Genomic DNA, 15,435 nt, shown 5'->3' with positions numbered 1-15,435 from the left:
TTTATGTAAATGTATGGAGATCAAGCTATGGCTGAAGATCAAAACCTCAACAGCGCCGCCGCCCAGATCGAGCGCGCACAGGCCGATAAGTGCCTCCGCCCCTCTATCGCGGGCTTTTTTGACGAGGCGACGAATACGGTTTCGTATGTCGTACACGATCCCAAGACGGACGAAGCGGCCATTATCGACTCGGTTCTGGACTTCGAAGCGGCGTCCGGTCGGACTTCTAACGGCTCGGCCGACCGCATTATCGAGTATATCACTTCTAATAATCTTAAAGTGAAATGGCTGATTGAGACGCACGCGCATGCCGATCACATTTCAGCTGCCCCCTATCTGCAGGAACGCCTCGGCGGAAAGCTGGCTATCGGACGCGACATCATTCGCGTGCAAGAGGTATTCGGTAAGCTCTTCAATGCCGGCACCGATTTCGAACGCGACGGATCGCAGTTCGACAAGCTGTTCGAGGATGGTGAGACCTTCAAGGTCGGCGAGCTTGAAGGCATCGCCCTTCATGTTCCTGGCCACACGCCTGCTGACATGGCCTTCATCATCGGTGATGCGGCCTTTGTCGGCGACACGATCTTCATGCCCGACTTTGGCACGGCGCGGGCGGACTTTCCCGGAGGCGACGCGCACCAGCTCTATCGGTCCATTCGCCGACTGCTGTCGCTTCCGGACGAAACCCGCCTGTTTCTCTGCCACGATTACAAGGCACCGGGCCGCGACGAATACGCTTGGGAAACCACCGTCAAGCAACAGCGTGAGGAGAACGTGCATGTGAAGGACGGGGTGAGCGAGGACGACTTCGTCGAAATGAGGACGACCCGCGACAAGACGCTCGCCATGCCGAACCTGATCATGCCGTCGGTGCAGGTCAATATCCGAGGCGGTCGTTTGCCTGACCCCGAAGACAACGGCGTCAGTTACATCAAGATTCCGGTAAATGCCGTATGACGCTCCCCGGCTTCCCTGAAGCCGCGCCGCTTGCCGGCCTGGCGGGCGGCGTATTGATCGGCCTTGCTGCGGCGGTCATGCTGCTCGGCCTTGGCAGGATCGCTGGCGTTTCCGGGCTTGCCGCGAAGGCCGTCGGGCTTGGCGGTAGCGGCATAGCCAGGAGCGGCGCATGGATGTTTGTGATCGGATTGCCGCTGGGTGCACTCATCGTTGTGCTGGCATCGGGCGGGCTCGAAGCCAGCTTCGCCAGCCCCGTAACGCTCGCGATAGCTGGACTGGTCGTCGGCATCGGAACGCGCGTCGGCAGCGGGTGCACGAGTGGGCACGGGGTTTGCGGTGTTAGTCGTCTATCGGGCCGCTCGATTGTAGCCACGCTGACTTTCATGGCGACTGGTATTGCGACAGTCGCGATCATGAACGCGCTCGGGCTGGAGGTGTTGTAATGCGTACCGCTCTTGCCTCGATCGTATCCGGAGTCCTTTTCGGCGCTGGGCTTGCCCTTGGCGGCATGACTGACCCAGCCCGCGTGCGCGGCTTTCTCGACATCTTCGGTGACTGGGACCCCACGCTCGCCTTCGTGATGGGCGGAGCGGTCATCGTCATGGCCATCGCGTGGCGGATCGTGCCGCGCCTGGCCGAACCAATCTTCGCTGGCGAGTTTCATCTGCCGACCAAATCCGATCTCACCCCCCGCCTTATCGGCGGAGCAGCCCTGTTTGGAATCGGCTGGGGAATTGCGGGGCTGTGTCCGGGACCCGGGATTGCTGCTCTCGTGATCGAACCTGCAGCGGCCGCGATATTCGTCGTCGCCATGCTCGCCGGCATGGCTGTTGTCCGGCTTTTCGAAGGGGCATCATCATGAAGCTCGCACATGTAAGCGACGCCTTCGCCGTCTCCCCTCAGCTTGAGCCGAACGACATGCGCGGGCTTGCCGACGCGGGATTTAGCACGGTGATCTGCAACAGGCCGGATGACGAAGAGCTGAGCCAGCCCACCGTCGCATCGATGCGCGAGGCTGCCGAAGCGGCTGGGTTAGCCTTCCATCATATTCCGGTCTCAGGAGGCGAGTTTCCGCCGGTTGCGATCAAGGCCTTTGCCAAGGTCCGTGAAGAAGCGGACGGCAAGGTGCTTGCCTTCTGCCGGACCGGCACACGCTCCATCACGCTCGATGCACTCGCCAATATCGAGCACGAATCCGCCGCCGAGCGCATCAATCGCGCCAAGATAGCGGGCTACGATCTGTCGGGCTTGCGCGACCGGCTTGGCGAATAACGAAAAAACACTGGAGAGTTTGTCATGGCCCAAGGCCTAAATCATGAAGTCGTCATCATCGGCGGAGGGTCAGCAGGCATTGCGACTGCATCCTCCATGCTGAAGCGGCGCCCGTCACTCGATATCGCGATCGTTGAGCCGAGCGAGGATCATTATTATCAACCTGGGTGGACCATGGTCGGTGGCGGTGTCTTCGAAGTGTCAGCGACCAGGCGCACCACAGCGAGCGTAATGCCGAAACAGGCGATCTGGTTGAAAACGGCCGCCGCGTCGTTTCAGCCAGAAAACAATCAGGTCACGCTCAGCGATGGCACGACCATCACCTACCGGATCCTGATCGTCGCGCCGGGCATCCGGCTCGCGTGGGAAAAGATCGACGGGCTGGAAGAGACGCTCGGCAAGAACGGCGTCACCTCCAATTATCGCTACGATCTGGCACCCTACACGTGGGAGCTCGTGCGCAACCTGAAATCGGGGCGCGCGATCTTCAGCCAGCCGCCCATGCCCATCAAGTGTGCAGGTGCGCCGCAGAAGGCGATGTATCTGTCATGCGATGCATGGCTGGAGCGTGGGGTTCTCGACGACATCGACGTCGAGTTCCGCAATTCCGGCGGCGTCCTGTTCGGGGTGAAGGAATACGTCCCGGCGCTGATGGAATATGTCGACAAATACGGGATCGACCTCAAGCTCAACCAGACGCTTGTCGCGGTCGATGGCCCCGGCAAGAAGGCGGTCTTCAAGAGCGAAGCTGCTGAAGAAACAGTCGACTTCGACATGCTCCATGCGGTCCCGCCGCAGGTTGCCCCGCAGTTCGTTGCCGACAGCCCTCTCGCCAATGCCGACAGCGGCTTTGTCGATGTCGACAAGTTCACGCTCCAGCACGTTTGTTATCCCAACGTTTTCGGGATCGGCGACGCTGGATCTACTCCCAATGCCAAAACGATGGCTGCCGCGCGCAAGCAGGCACCGATCGTCGCGGTCAACGCGCTCGCCCAGCTCGATGCAAAGCAGCCGGTGGCCGATTACGATGGCTACGGCTCCTGCCCGCTGACCGTCGAACGCGGAAAGATCGTGCTCGCCGAATTCGGCTATGACGGAAAGCTGCTGCCGAGTTTTCCGAAATGGGTGATCGATGGCACAAAGCCGCGCAAGCTGAGCTGGCTACTCAAGTCGGAGGCGCTGCCCTGGATTTACTGGAACGGCATGCTGAAGGGCCATGAGTGGCTCGCCAAGCCGCATATGAAACAGGCTGCCTGATCATGAGCGACAGCAACCCAGGGTCAGCTGGGCAGCCGTCCGGCTTGCCGCGAAGGCACAAGCCCGGGCTGCTGGCGCAATATCTCCCGATCCTCGAGTGGGGCCGGACATACAACGGATCGGTCCTGACGAACGATCTCGTCGCGGCGATCATCGTGACGATCATGCTGATCCCGCAGAGCCTCGCCTATGCGCTGCTTGCCGGCCTGCCACCTGTCGTGGGCCTTTACGCATCGATCCTGCCGCTGGTCGCCTACGCGATCTTCGGCACCAGCCGCACGCTTGCCGTGGGGCCGGTGGCGGTCGTGTCCTTGATGACGGCGAGCGCTGCCGGAGCCGTCGCGGCGCAGGGGACTGAACTTTATCTTGAGGCGGCAATCACCCTCGCCGCCTTGTCCGGTGTGATGCTGGCCGTGCTCGGATTCCTGCGAATGGGCTTTCTCGCCAACCTCCTGTCACATCCGGTCATTAGCGGGTTCATCACTGCCAGCGGCATCCTGATAGCGACGAGCCAGGTGAAGCACATCCTCGGCGTTTCGGCGGGCGGCGACAACTGGCCCGAAATGCTCGGCGGGCTTGCCGCCGCGATTGACGCGATCAACCCGTGGACCCTCGCCGTTGGCATTCCGGCCACGTTGTTCCTTTTCTGGGTTCGCAAGGGCTTGAAACCATCACTGGTGAAGCTGGGCCTTACTCCGCGCGCCGCCGACATCGCGGCCAAGGCAGGGCCGGTAATTGCCGTGGTCGCTACGATCCTCGCCGCCGTCGGTCTCGATCTCGAGGATCGCGGCGTCAATCTCGTCGGCGCTATCCCGCAGGGCCTGCCGCCTTTCGCCCTGCCATCCACCGATCTCGGCTTAATCGGGCAGTTGTGGGTTCCGGCCCTGCTCATCTCGATCATCGGCTTCGTCGAGAGCGTATCGGTCGCGCAGACACTGGCTGCCAAGCGCAGGCAGAGGATCGCACCTAACCAGGAGCTTATCGGTCTGGGTGCTTCGAACATCGCCAGTGCCTTTTCGGGGGGCTACCCCGTCACTGGTGGATTTGCCCGCTCGGTTGTCAACTTTGACGCCGGGGCGGAAACGCCTGCGGCAGGGGCCTACACCGCCGTCGGCATAGCGCTGGCGGGCCTGTTCCTGACGCCGCTGCTCTACAGCCTGCCCATCGCAACGCTGGCGGCCACGATCATCGTCGCGGTCCTGAGCCTCGTCGATCTCAAGACGCCAGGGCAGCTGTGGAATTATTCCAAGGCCGACTTCGCCGCCCACATGGCGACGATCGCCATTACCCTTCTTGCGGGCGTCGAACTGGGTGTGATCGCAGGGGTCGGCGTCGGCTTGCTCCTCTACTTATGGCGGGCGAGCAGACCGCATGCCGCCATCGTAGGCCGTGTCCCCGAGACCGAGCACTTCCGCAATGTCGACCGCCACCGGGTCTTCACCGTCCCGCACGTTCTTTCGATCCGGATCGACGAAAGCCTGACCTATCTCAATGCGCGGTGGCTCGAGGAATATGTGCTCGAGGAGATCGCCGACCGCCCCGATGTGCGTCACGTGATCCTGATGTGTAGTGCGGTTAACGAAATCGACGCCTCCGGCCTCGAAAGCCTCGAAGCGATCAATCACCGCTTGATCGACGCGGGGATCGGCCTTCACCTTTCCGAAGTGAAAGGTCCGGTCATGGACCGCCTGAAGCGAACCCATTTTGTGGACGAGCTGAACGGGCAGGTCTTCATGTCGCAGAACCGCGCGTTCCGGGAATTGGCGACAAACGGCGGACCACCAGCTGAACCAATCCCCGATGCTGCGAGGGGCATGATCTGATGCCTGCCATTCATGACAAGGACACCCGCTGCCGCAAGATCGAAGCTCTGATCGCATCCGGAAAGGGTGTTTGCGAGAGTTGCCGCGAGATCGGGATTTCCGAAAAGACTTTTTACCGCTGGCGCAAGGCACGCGCCGAAAAGCAACACGGATAAAGACATGTTCGAACAGCTAGACGCCCTTCTGCTTGCCCGCATCCAGTTCGCCTTCACGGTGAGCTTTCACTTCATCTTTCCGGCCTTCTCCATCGGCCTCGCAAGCTATCTTGCAGTGCTCGAAGGGCTCTGGCTTAAGACCGGGAAACCGATCTATCTCGACCTGTTCAAATACTGGCTGAAGATCTTCGCCATTGCCTTCGCGATGGGCGTCGTTTCGGGCATCGTGATGTCCTACCAGTTCGGCACGAATTGGTCGGTCTTCTCCGATATTGCGGGGCCGGTTATCGGCCCGCTGATGGCCTACGAGGTGCTGACCGCGTTCTTCCTCGAGGCCGGGTTCCTCGGCGTCATGCTCTTCGGCATGAACAAAGTCGGCAAGAAGTTGCACTTCGCAGCCACTCTCATGGTGGCAATCGGCACCTTCATCAGCGCCTTCTGGATCCTCTCGGTGAACAGCTGGATGCAAACCCCCGTGGGTTATGAAATCGGGGCGAACGGACAATACCTGCCTGGCGAAAGCTGGTGGGACATCGTCTTCAACCCGAGCTTCCCCTATCGTTTGGTTCACACGGTCATCGCGGCCTACCTCACTACGGCCTTCGTGGTCGGCGGGGTTGGCGCATGGCATCTGTTGAAGGACAAAGCCAACCTCCACGCTCGCAAGATGTTCTCGATGGCGATGTGGATGGCGGCCATCGTTGCGCCGATCCAGATCTTTGCAGGTGACTTGCACGGACTGAACACGCTCGAACACCAGCCACAGAAGGTCATGGCGATGGAAGGCCACTTCGAGAGCCATCCGGATGGTGCGCCGCTGATCCTGTTCGGCATTCCGAACAGCGAGGAGAAGCGTGTCGACTACGCGATCGAGATTCCCAAGGCATCGTCGCTGATCCTGAAACATGATCTGAATGCGCCGCTCGCCGGTCTGGACACGATCCCGGACGACGAGGAACCGCCGGTCGGCATCGTCTTCTGGTCATTCCGGATAATGGTCGGGATCGGCTTTGCCATGCTTGGTATCGGAGCATGGAGCTTGGTCGCTCGCTTCCGCAAGAAACTCTACGAATGGCCAATGCTCCATCGCGCAGCCTTGGTCATGGCTCCCAGCGGTTTCGTTGCGGTCATCGCCGGCTGGATCACGACGGAGGTCGGCCGGCAACCGTATGTGATCTACAATCTCCTGCGCACGGCAGATGCTGCGAGTCCGCTGGATGCTCCTGCTGTCGCCGCGTCATTGCTTGCTTTCGTGGTGGTCTACTTTGCAGTCTTCGGCGCGGGCGTCTGGTATATCCTGCACCTGATGCACAAACCGCCGCACGCAGGCGAATACGGCGTCAAGCGCGGGGACACCGGACCGATCCGGACCGCGGGCATCACGCCCGGCCCGTCACAGAACCCGGGCGATCCCGACCCACTGCCGAGTAATCACGAGGAGGCGACCGATGGACGTTAACGTGGACTTGACGACGATCTGGGCATTTATCATTGCCTTCGCTGTATTCGCCTATGTCGTCATGGACGGGTTCGACCTTGGTATTGGGATCCTGTTTCCCACCTTTGAGGTCGGCCCCGAACGCGACCGGGCGATGAACTCCATTGCGCCGGTATGGGATGGAAACGAGACTTGGCTCGTGCTGGGCGGCGGAGGGTTGTTCGCAGCCTTCCCGCTCGCCTATGCGGTCATCCTGCCCGCTACCTACCCGCTCATCATCGCCATGCTGCTGGGGCTGGTGTTTCGGGGGGTCGCGTTCGAGTATCGCTGGCGCGATCCGGGGCATCGTCGATACTGGGACGCGGCTTTCACCGGCGGCTCGCTGGTCGCGGCGATGGCGCAGGGCATGACGCTGGGTGCACTTCTTCAAGGCATCGAAGTCGTAGATCGATCCTATGCGGGCAGCTGGTTCGACTGGCTCACGCCCTACACACTACTGACCGGCCTGGGGACGGTTGCCGGCTACGCTCTGCTTGGCGCGACCTGGTTGGTGTGGAAGCTGGACGGGGAGAGTCAGCATCACGCCCGAAAGCTGGGCAAGCGGGCGGCATGGGCAACGCTGGTGCTGATGGGAGGCGTTAGCCTCTACAATGTGTTCCTGAACGCCGAATATGCCGAGCGCTGGTTGACTGCGCCGGAGATCTACTTCGCCGCGCCGGTCCCGATCCTCACGTTGGTGATTGCCGTGATGCTGCTGAGAGCTCTTTCGGTCGACCGGCACAGCAAGCCGTTCTGGCTGAGCCTTGCGCTGTTTTTCTTTGGCATGGCCGGCCTCGGCGTCACCATGTGGCCCTATGTCGTTCCGCCGGGCCTCACGATTTGGGACGCCGCCGCACCCGAACGCAGCCAGATCTTCATGCTGGTTGGCGTCGCGATCACCATGCCGCTCATCATCGCCTACACCGCCTGGGCCTACTGGGTGTTCCGCGGCAAGGTGGCGGACGAGGGATATCACTGATGGACGAGCCGCAGGATCGCCCGCTTTGGCAGCGGCTCGGTTGGATGTTCGTGATCTGGCTTGCGAGCATAACCGTGCTGGGTCTCGTAGCCTCGATCATCAGGTTCTGGCTGAAAGCGTAACTGACGTCATCGGTGCTCAAGAAAGTTATATGCAATAGTTAAGTGATAGAGGCACCATCAAACGGAAAAAGTGCCTTTTCAGCCTTTCGGTCCTGCCAGTTGGTTTATCACTTATTGCAATCGATAATTTGAATTGGGCAGCGTGTCTGGGTCTCTTTACAAAGGGTGCATCGACACGAAACAAGGAAATCGAAATGAGCCTTCACATCGGTGACACCGCCCCCGACTTCACCGTCGACACCCAGAATGGCGAGATCAGCCTGCACGACTGGGCTGGCGATAGCTGGGTGTTCTTCTTCAGCCACCCGGCCGACTTCACTCCCGTCTGCACTACAGAGATGGGCCGCACCGCGCAGCTCGCCAGCGAGTTCGACAAGCGCAATGTGAAGCCACTTGGCCTCTCGACCGACACTGCCGAAGAACACGTTAAGTGGATCGAAGACGTCAACGACACCCAGAACACCAACCTCGTATTCCCGATCGTCGCTGATGCCGATCTCAAGATCGCGAAGCTTTATGACATGATCCATCCGGATCAGAGCGAGACGGCGGCTGTGCGGTCGGTATTCATCATCGATCCGGACAAGAAGATCCGGCTCACCATGACGTATCCCATGAGCGTGGGACGAAACTTCGACGAGATCCTGCGCGCGATCAATGCGCTCCAGTTCAGCGACAAGCATGGCGTGGCAACGCCCGCTGATTGGCGCGAAGGCAAGGATGCGATCATTCCACCGTCGGTTTCCGACGAGGATGCAAAAGCGCGTTTCCCGCAGGGTTTCACCACGCTTCGTCCCTACCTGCGCACAGTGAAAATCGATTGAGCGTCCGACCTCATCGAATCTTTTGAAAGCGGGATCGGTTCGCGCCGGTCCCGCTTTTTCCTTATGAAGGAGGCATCATGCTGCTCGAAAAAATAAAGACACCCGGCCTGTCCCACCTTTCCTACCTGATTGGTTCGGGCGGCAAGGCGGCCGTCATCGATCCGCGCCGCGACTGCGAGTGCTATGTCGAAATGGCACGCGCCGAGGGTCTGGAGATCACCCATATCTTCGAAACCCATCGCAACGAGGATCTAGTGTCCGGGGCTCCCATCCTGAGAGAATTGACCGGCGCGCGCGTCCTGCACGGTCCAAATCCTGCAGGCACAGTCGAATATGCAGAAACGGCGCGCGAGGGCGACGAATTCGAGATAGGCCAGCTCAAAATCCGAGTGCTCGAAACGCCCGGGCACACGGACGATCATCTTGCTTTCGTTCTCCACGACACTGGCTATCCCGATGGGCCAGTCGGGGTGTTTACGGGAGACGCTCTGTTCGTCGGCGACGTCGGCCGCACGGACTTTTATCCCGAACGAAAGCGCGAGGTCGCAGGCCTTCTATACGATTCCCTGCAGAAGATATTGGCACTCGGGGATCAGGTCATCCTCTATCCGGCACATGGCGCGGGGTCTGTGTGCGGATCGGGAATGGCGGAACGCGAGTTCTCGACCCTCGGCCACGAACGCGCGAACAATCCACGCCTTCAATTCGAAAGTCGCGATGCCTTCATCAACTTCAAGGTGGAGGAAAACCATTACCAGCCGCCCTATTTCCGGCTGATGGAGCGCCTCAATCTCGAAGGCGGCGAAGCTGCGCCTCGTGTGATGCGACCCAAGCGGCTGTCGCTGCCCGAGTTGGGCGACACCGACGTCGACCACCTGGTGGATGTGCGCGAGCCCCTTGCCTTTGCGTCAGGGCATCTTCCCGGTTCCATGAACCTACCAGTTGGCATGATCTCGGCATTCGCGGGATGGTTCATTCGCGAGGGCGAGAGGGTCGCTCTTATCGCTTCCGATGAAGACCAGCTCGAAGCTGCCATGACGCATCTCGTGCGGATCGCACTCGACAATATCAAAGGCGGTTATGTCGGTGTCGTGCCTGCAGCTGCGCAAGGCAAGTCTATGCGGACTATCCCGATGATTGGAACCGAGGAAGTCGAGCGTCGTCTGGAAGCCGGCAAAGATGGCTGGACGCTGCTCGATGTGAGGGATGCGGACGAACGCGCGCAAAACGCGATCGAGGGTTCCGAGCATATCTACGTAGGCGAACTGAATGACCGTTATCACGACCTCGATCCGGCGCAGCACTACACGTTAATGTGCGCCAGCGGAATGCGGGCCACGGTCGCTGTCGGCTGGCTTGCGAGCCGCGGCTTCGAAAAGCTGGATGTCTATCTAGGCTCGATGGGCGCTTGGAAGGCGGACCATGACTGAACCGGATCAAGCGGCCTTCTGGGATGAGCGCTATGCGACGGGCGAATATCTGTTCGGGACTGCACCGAACGCATTCCTCGCGCGCGAGGTGCATTGCCTGACCCCGGGATCGAAAGTCCTGGCGGTCGCCGATGGCGAGGGGCGAAACAGCGTATTCCTGGCCCAGCATGGCCATCGCGTCGTCGCTACCGACATTTCGGAAAGGGCACTCGATAAGGCGCGAGCTTTCGCAGAGCGGCGAGCGGTCGACGTCGAATATCGGCAGGCAAATCTGGCCGAATGGGAATGGCCGGCGGAAGCTTTGGATGCGGTGGTCGGCATCTTCATCCAGTTTGCCGGTCCCGAACTGCGTGAGGACATCTTCGATGGTATCCATCGCTCGCTGAAGCCGGGTGGTCTGCTATTGCTCGAAGGCTATCGCGAAGAACAGCTGGCCTACGGGACAGGCGGTCCGCCCAATATCGAAAATCTCTATACGGAGGACGGTTTGCGCCGCGCCTTCTCGACGTGGGAGATAGAATTGCTCGATGCCTACGATACCGAGATCGAGGAGGGTATCGGCCATTCGGGCAAGTCGGCGTTGATCGACCTGATAGCCCGCAAGCGCGGTTGAAGAATGCCAGCCGGAGCTCCGGCCCCGGCTGGCATCACAATCAGAAGTTTGCGCTCGCGCGGATCCAGACACCCCGACCGTAGCCTGGCAGTCGTTCGCCCAGCGGCACGTCAGATGCCTGCACACGATTCCTGCCTGCAAGATGCGGCTGGTAGAAAGTGTCGAAAATGTTCTCGACACCAGCTTCGAGCTTCACTTCATCGCTCAGTCTGAACTGCGCAAACAATCCCGCAATTGCATAGCCCTCGCTGGTATCCTCGTCGTTGCTGACCGATACGGCATTCTGATCGGCTGCACCTGTCAGCTCGCCGCCAATGGCGAATCGATCGCCCTCATAGGCAATCGAGATACGCCCATTCAGAGGAGGAACGCGGTAGAGATCATCGTCGATATCTCTCCTCTTGCCTCGCACGTAATTCATCGTGCCATCGATCAGGATGCGCGCTGTCGGTCGGACGGTAAAATCCAGATCCACGCCGTAAAATTCGGCGTCGACATTGCGGAACGTCAACGGCGTCGGATCACCGTTCATATTCGCAACCATTTCAACCGGCGTATCCAGCACGCCAACGGTTGCATCGAAGGGTGTGCCCTGGATGAAATCGTCGACCCGGCGATAGTAGGCGGTCGGGCGGAACGTGAATACCTCACCGTTAAAATCGGCGCCGGCTTCCAAGGTATAGGCTACCTCTGGCTCGAGAGTCTGATTGCCCACATAGATATTCCCGTCCGCAAGGCCGTAACTCGCTTCCGTCGGTAACCATGCAAAACGTTCCAGGAGGCTTGGAACACGAGTCTTGCGCGATAGTGTCACGCGCGGGACCAATACACCCATTGGGACCCACGCCCGTGCAACCACATCCACCGTCATATCGCTTTGCTCGCGTCCGGATGCAGCGAATGCTGCTGCGAGCATACGCGGCCCCATCGGAACGGCTGTTCCGAGCTGGGGGACGCCCGCGGTCTGGCTAGTATGATCGAGACGCGCGCCAAGTTCGAACTCAGCAGCTCCGATGCCGCCACGCCACTGAACGAAGCCGCCGATACGTTCCGAAGACAAGTTCGGTTGGGCGTCCAGAAAAAAGGCGGCATTGGTCGGGTTGGTGATCGTCACGTCCTTGTCGACCATCTCGACGTCGCCGCCGACGGTTACGTTGCGCGTATCCGAGCCGAGGCGCAGTGCAATTTCGCCGGTGTTGGTGTCGGCATCCGCAAAGGTTGCACGTGCCCGTATGGCTGGAGCTGCAGGCTGCCTGGTCGTCTGGTTGTCCATCAGGTGACGGACCGCAACATGGCCCATCAGCAGATCGAGATGGAGGTCATCGGTAAGCTGCCCCCGGTAGCCGGCCTGAAGGAAGTCGGTATCGAAATACACGATATCCAAGGCGAAAGGCGGATTGCCGGTCGGGTCGGTTTCGCTGCGCCGGTATTCGACGAAGAATTCGCCTTCACCAGCACGAAAGCCTCCTTCGACACCGTAAAGCTGTCGCTCGAAGGATGTGCCCACGGCCGTGCCACCAGCGTAATCGTAATCGTCACCTTCCTCGCGGCTACCGATGACGCCTAGTCGCCACCGGAGCGTCGCAATACCGATTTGCCCTCCACTCGCGTAGCTATTGTCGACACTTCGATATTGCCCCGCTGCGTAGGCGCTCGCGGTGAGCTCACCGATGTCGGAGAAGCGCGTCCCGACAAGCTGCGCATTAACCGCGGCGGACAGGCCCGGTCCCTGCGATACGGGCGCCGTGCCGCGCGTAATTTCGATACGGTCGATAAGGATGGAAGGCGCGTAATGCAGCGGCGGATCCATGGCGTTCGGCCCGCCGGATACAAACCTCTGGCCATTGATACGGCCGAGAACGCGTTCTCCAAATAGACCGCGATAGGAAAGCTGCCCCGAAAGAGCGCCGTTCTGAACCAGTGCACCCCCGGGCGTGCGCGCGGCAATTCCCGCTGCATCGGCTGGAATTGCAATCTGCTCTGGAGGGGATTGGTTATCCGCTTGGAGCGGGTCAGTCTTTGCCGCCGTTACAATAATCGTATCAGTAAGCAATTCGTTGGCATTGGAACGATCGTCTTCTGGCGCATTGGTCTGCTGGGCCATCACGGCATTTGGTGCCGCCACAAGCGAAAGAGCCGAGGCGCTCGAAAGCGCCCCACGAAGGGGAAATTTCATTGGTCATATCCTGAATACGGAAAGGTGTGATCAACTCCGCTGGTCGCAGAGCGCGTTCAGGAAATAATCGGCGGACCTGTTGATGGAGGTGGCGGTGCCGCCAGACCCATCCCTATGCCGACATTCGAAGTAAGGAGAGGCAAGTCCGCTTCGATGCCTTCGACTGGTTCTACCATCGGCGGAGAAACGGGCGGAACCGCGAAGGCGTTCGCCACCACGCCGTAAGGGCACGGATCGCTGGCCGCTTGGTGGTCGTCGCCGGAATGCTGATCGGCACCATGCATAGCATGGTCGACCCGAGCTTGAACGATCGCTTCGAACCTTGTTCGCTGTGCTTCGGTCAATCCTTGCGAACAGATGCGGACGACAAACGTGCCGTCGGGTTCGCGGTCTGGCATCCAGCCTGTGGGTAACACGTTGGACGCCAGCAATATCAGTGCGAGAATGGCAAGCACGACAGCTCGCTTCATCGGGTTTCTCGCGGTTGGCATTTCTCAGCGCCTAGTTACTCGCGATCAGTGCCTCAAGTGTCTGGGTTGCAAATCAACAGATCGCCACTTGGAAAAATTTGACTGGTACGAGCAGGTCACAGCTCAAGCACAGCAGGTTACGACCATCCGACATTATCACTTCTAGGAGGCCGCATCGGTCATCGCGTTCGCATCGCCCCCGATCACGAATATCCAGATAAGCAGACAAGCGATCCATCCGGCATTGAAAACGATAATTGCGAACCAGACTCGCGATTTCGAGGCCCGCCGCCGTCCCGGCCCGCGAACGAACTCACCATCTTCGCGGCCCGCGAAAACGGCAGCAACATCGCGGAGATGAAGCAGAAGCCATATACCGGCGACGAGACTTATGGTGGCCAGAAGTCCCATGAGCGCGGGAAAGAACCAGAGCGGCATAGACGATACTTCCTGTAGGATTAGACCGCAGAGCTGAAGCGGCGCGATGATTGTCGGCGATATGGATCGAATAGAGAAGCTATTGTCCGGGCATAAGGCAGGCCGTCCGGGCAAATTTGAAGACTGCTTCCACAAACCGCAGCGAGGCCCCGATCGACGAACCGTTCAAGATGAGGTTGCGCTTCGGCGAGCAGACGAGGCTCGACTTTGGCTTCTCCACGGCAAAGCAACGCCTCGATGATTTCTCCACGAAGACGATCATCAACGGAGCGGAAAAGACCGCGCTCGGTCGCGAGGTTGCCCGCGCTTGCGCGCATTCTGTAACGACCGCTGTTCTTCTCGTTCTGGACGATCAGATGCGGAAACGCGCTGATGGCCGACGCCCCCAGACCAATCAGATTAGGCGCTTGATCATCGGTGAAACCTTGAAAATTTCGTTTCAATTGACCTGACAGGGCCGCACTCGCGAGGGCATCCTTTCCGGGTATTGCGAAATGATCGAAGCCGACGGGCGTGTATCCGTGCGTCACAAGATAGGCGTATCCTTCAGCCGCCATTGCGAAGCGCTCTACCTGATCAGGCAGGCCGGTCGCGTCGATGGCGCGTTGCCGTGGCACGATATGCGGGACATGGGCGTAGCCAAAAAGAGCGATCCGGTCTGCACCTAGGACACGGGTACGGCTCAGGCTGTCATGCAAATCGTCGCGGGTTTGCCCAGGAAGACCATACATCAGGTCGTAGTTGAGCGAGGTCACACCGGCCTCGCGCAACCAGTCGGTGGTCTGCAGGATCATATCTTCCGACTGGACGCGCCCGATACGCTCTTGGCAGTGCCTAGCGAAGGTCTGCACGCCCAGACTCGCGCGATCCACACCAACCAGGCGCAATGCTTCGGCCCAGTCACGGGTCATGGTCCGCGGATCCAGTTCGATGGAATAGACCGGGTCGGTCAGACCGAATTGGATTGTCAGGGCATCGACCAATCGCACGAAATCCGTCGGCGCGATGGCATTTGGACTGCCTCCGCCGAGGGAAACCCGACTGATTTCGGTTCCAGCAGGCAACAAGGCGGCCACGCTCTCGATTTCACGATGCAGGGCGTCGAGATAGGATTCCAACCTGTACCGCCGGCCCGCAGCCCCGGTGTTGCACCCGCAATAGTAGCAGATTTTCTCGCAGAATGGGATGTGCAGGTAGAGCGAGACAGCGCCGGAGACATTCGAAAGTGCCCGCCGATAGTCGTCGGAAGGCATTTCCCCGAAGTCGGCTGCGGTGGGGAAGCTGGTGTATCGCGGCACCGGCGTGGCGAGCAAGTCAGGATAATACGTCCACATGCGGCTCGGTTTATGCAGGAGAATGTTCGCGGTCATTGCGCTGGATCAAATTTCTTGCGGCTGCAGCCTGCATGGCACGCTTTCCCATGACATGAAGGACCCTGTGCG

17 protein-coding genes are annotated in these 15,435 nt (G+C 59.9%); 13 read left to right on the top strand and 4 right to left on the bottom strand.

Translation table 11 applies throughout. The features are described 5' to 3' along the window. Positions 1–27 precede the first annotated feature (27 nt). The 13 genes from GRI48_RS12015 to GRI48_RS11960 all read left to right on the top strand — a co-directional run bounded on the left by GRI48_RS12015 (position 28) and on the right by GRI48_RS11960 (position 10,909). The gene (locus GRI48_RS12015) at positions 28–957 is read left to right on the top strand and encodes an MBL fold metallo-hydrolase (RefSeq protein WP_202389343.1); all 930 of its coding nucleotides are present in this window, start codon (positions 28–30) and stop codon (positions 955–957) included. Continuing rightward, positions 954–1,400: a YeeE/YedE family protein gene (locus GRI48_RS12010; protein WP_160676554.1), complete on the top strand. Its 447-nt coding sequence runs from the start codon at positions 954–956 to the stop codon at positions 1,398–1,400. Before GRI48_RS12015 ends, GRI48_RS12010 begins: the two co-directional genes overlap by 4 nt. Continuing rightward, positions 1,400–1,819 carry a DUF6691 family protein gene (locus GRI48_RS12005; RefSeq protein WP_160676551.1) on the top strand — a complete coding sequence of 140 codons (420 nt, stop codon included), beginning with the start codon at positions 1,400–1,402 and terminating at the stop codon, positions 1,817–1,819. Before GRI48_RS12010 ends, GRI48_RS12005 begins: the two co-directional genes overlap by 1 nt. Beyond that, the gene (locus GRI48_RS14355; RefSeq protein ID WP_237451938.1) at positions 1,816–2,229 is read left to right on the top strand and encodes a protein tyrosine phosphatase family protein; all 414 of its coding nucleotides are present in this window, start codon (positions 1,816–1,818) and stop codon (positions 2,227–2,229) included. The genes GRI48_RS12005 and GRI48_RS14355 overlap by 4 nt, the downstream gene beginning before the upstream one ends. A 24-nt stretch (positions 2,230–2,253) precedes the next feature. After that, positions 2,254–3,486 (top strand): NAD(P)/FAD-dependent oxidoreductase, encoded by a 1,233-nt coding sequence (locus GRI48_RS12000; protein ID WP_237451937.1) that lies wholly within the window; start codon positions 2,254–2,256, stop codon positions 3,484–3,486. Between the two features lie 2 nt (positions 3,487–3,488). Further along, positions 3,489–5,309 carry a SulP family inorganic anion transporter gene (locus GRI48_RS11995; protein ID WP_160676548.1) on the top strand — a complete coding sequence of 607 codons (1,821 nt, stop codon included), beginning with the start codon at positions 3,489–3,491 and terminating at the stop codon, positions 5,307–5,309. After that, entirely contained in the window at positions 5,309–5,464 is a 156-nt protein-coding gene (locus tag GRI48_RS14580) for a helix-turn-helix domain-containing protein (protein ID WP_160676545.1), read from the top strand. The genes GRI48_RS11995 and GRI48_RS14580 overlap by 1 nt, the downstream gene beginning before the upstream one ends. A 4-nt stretch (positions 5,465–5,468) precedes the next feature. Beyond that, on the top strand, positions 5,469–6,923 hold the full coding sequence (locus GRI48_RS11985) for a cytochrome ubiquinol oxidase subunit I (RefSeq protein ID WP_160676542.1): 1,455 nt from the start codon (positions 5,469–5,471) through the stop codon (positions 6,921–6,923). Next, positions 6,913–7,920, top strand: a complete 1,008-nt coding sequence (gene cydB / locus GRI48_RS11980) for a cytochrome d ubiquinol oxidase subunit II (RefSeq protein ID WP_160676539.1) — start codon at positions 6,913–6,915, stop codon at positions 7,918–7,920. Before GRI48_RS11985 ends, cydB begins: the two co-directional genes overlap by 11 nt. After that, positions 7,920–8,042, top strand: coding sequence for a DUF2474 domain-containing protein (locus GRI48_RS11975; RefSeq protein WP_098109010.1), 123 nt, complete (start codon positions 7,920–7,922; stop codon positions 8,040–8,042). The genes cydB and GRI48_RS11975 overlap by 1 nt, the downstream gene beginning before the upstream one ends. Before the next feature lie 194 nt (positions 8,043–8,236). Continuing rightward, positions 8,237–8,866, top strand: coding sequence for a peroxiredoxin (locus tag GRI48_RS11970; RefSeq protein WP_160676536.1), 630 nt, complete (start codon positions 8,237–8,239; stop codon positions 8,864–8,866). A 77-nt stretch (positions 8,867–8,943) separates the two neighbouring features. Next, the gene (locus tag GRI48_RS11965) at positions 8,944–10,296 is read left to right on the top strand and encodes an MBL fold metallo-hydrolase (RefSeq protein WP_160676533.1); all 1,353 of its coding nucleotides are present in this window, start codon (positions 8,944–8,946) and stop codon (positions 10,294–10,296) included. After that, positions 10,289–10,909, top strand: a complete 621-nt coding sequence (locus GRI48_RS11960) for an SAM-dependent methyltransferase (protein WP_160676530.1) — start codon at positions 10,289–10,291, stop codon at positions 10,907–10,909. Before GRI48_RS11965 ends, GRI48_RS11960 begins: the two co-directional genes overlap by 8 nt. A 40-nt stretch (positions 10,910–10,949) precedes the next feature. Here the strand turns inward: GRI48_RS11960 and GRI48_RS11955 are convergent, their stop codons facing one another. From GRI48_RS11955 to GRI48_RS11940, 4 genes are all read right to left on the bottom strand, one after another. Then, positions 10,950–13,085, bottom strand: coding sequence for a TonB-dependent receptor plug domain-containing protein (locus GRI48_RS11955; RefSeq protein WP_160676527.1), 2,136 nt, complete (start codon positions 13,083–13,085; stop codon positions 10,950–10,952). A gap of 56 nt (positions 13,086–13,141) precedes the next feature. Continuing rightward, a complete protein-coding gene (locus GRI48_RS11950; RefSeq protein ID WP_160676524.1) occupies positions 13,142–13,540 on the bottom strand; it encodes a DUF2946 family protein in 399 nt (132 codons plus the stop codon). Positions 13,541–13,717: 177 nt separating this feature from the next. Continuing rightward, on the bottom strand, positions 13,718–13,993 hold the full coding sequence (locus GRI48_RS11945) for a hypothetical protein (RefSeq protein WP_237451936.1): 276 nt from the start codon (positions 13,991–13,993) through the stop codon (positions 13,718–13,720). Positions 13,994–14,013: 20 nt separating this feature from the next. Continuing rightward, a complete protein-coding gene (locus tag GRI48_RS11940; protein WP_160676851.1) occupies positions 14,014–15,327 on the bottom strand; it encodes a radical SAM protein in 1,314 nt (437 codons plus the stop codon). Positions 15,328–15,435: the final 108 nt, after the last annotated feature.

It is taken from the genome of Qipengyuania oceanensis (assembly GCF_009827535.1).
In the GTDB taxonomy this organism is placed as follows: domain Bacteria; phylum Pseudomonadota; class Alphaproteobacteria; order Sphingomonadales; family Sphingomonadaceae; genus Qipengyuania_C; species Qipengyuania_C oceanensis.
The sequence above is the reverse complement of the archived record's forward strand: the minus strand, read 5'-3'. Positions and strand labels throughout refer to the sequence as shown.

What these genes read in the sequence shown, in the direction of transcription:
- GRI48_RS11940 (WP_160676851.1), bottom strand. Translation starts at nt 15,327, where the DNA reads ATGTGGACGTATTATCCTGACTTGCTCGCCACGCCGGTGCCGCGATAC.
- GRI48_RS11945 (WP_237451936.1), bottom strand. Translation starts at nt 13,993, where the DNA reads ATGCCGCTCTGGTTCTTTCCCGCGCTCATGGGACTTCTGGCCACCATA.
- GRI48_RS11970 (WP_160676536.1), top strand. Translation starts at nt 8,237, where the DNA reads ATGAGCCTTCACATCGGTGACACCGCCCCCGACTTCACCGTCGACACC.
- GRI48_RS11985 (WP_160676542.1), top strand. Translation starts at nt 5,469, where the DNA reads ATGTTCGAACAGCTAGACGCCCTTCTGCTTGCCCGCATCCAGTTCGCC.
- GRI48_RS11965 (WP_160676533.1), top strand. Translation starts at nt 8,944, where the DNA reads ATGCTGCTCGAAAAAATAAAGACACCCGGCCTGTCCCACCTTTCCTAC.
- GRI48_RS14580 (WP_160676545.1), top strand. Translation starts at nt 5,309, where the DNA reads ATGCCTGCCATTCATGACAAGGACACCCGCTGCCGCAAGATCGAAGCT.
- GRI48_RS14355 (WP_237451938.1), top strand. Translation starts at nt 1,816, where the DNA reads ATGAAGCTCGCACATGTAAGCGACGCCTTCGCCGTCTCCCCTCAGCTT.
- GRI48_RS11975 (WP_098109010.1), top strand. Translation starts at nt 7,920, where the DNA reads ATGGACGAGCCGCAGGATCGCCCGCTTTGGCAGCGGCTCGGTTGGATG.
- GRI48_RS11955 (WP_160676527.1), bottom strand. Translation starts at nt 13,085, where the DNA reads ATGAAATTTCCCCTTCGTGGGGCGCTTTCGAGCGCCTCGGCTCTTTCG.
- cydB (WP_160676539.1), top strand. Translation starts at nt 6,913, where the DNA reads ATGGACGTTAACGTGGACTTGACGACGATCTGGGCATTTATCATTGCC.
- GRI48_RS11960 (WP_160676530.1), top strand. Translation starts at nt 10,289, where the DNA reads ATGACTGAACCGGATCAAGCGGCCTTCTGGGATGAGCGCTATGCGACG.
- GRI48_RS12010 (WP_160676554.1), top strand. Translation starts at nt 954, where the DNA reads ATGACGCTCCCCGGCTTCCCTGAAGCCGCGCCGCTTGCCGGCCTGGCG.
- GRI48_RS12005 (WP_160676551.1), top strand. Translation starts at nt 1,400, where the DNA reads ATGCGTACCGCTCTTGCCTCGATCGTATCCGGAGTCCTTTTCGGCGCT.
- GRI48_RS12000 (WP_237451937.1), top strand. Translation starts at nt 2,254, where the DNA reads ATGGCCCAAGGCCTAAATCATGAAGTCGTCATCATCGGCGGAGGGTCA.
- GRI48_RS12015 (WP_202389343.1), top strand. Translation starts at nt 28, where the DNA reads ATGGCTGAAGATCAAAACCTCAACAGCGCCGCCGCCCAGATCGAGCGC.
- GRI48_RS11995 (WP_160676548.1), top strand. Translation starts at nt 3,489, where the DNA reads ATGAGCGACAGCAACCCAGGGTCAGCTGGGCAGCCGTCCGGCTTGCCG.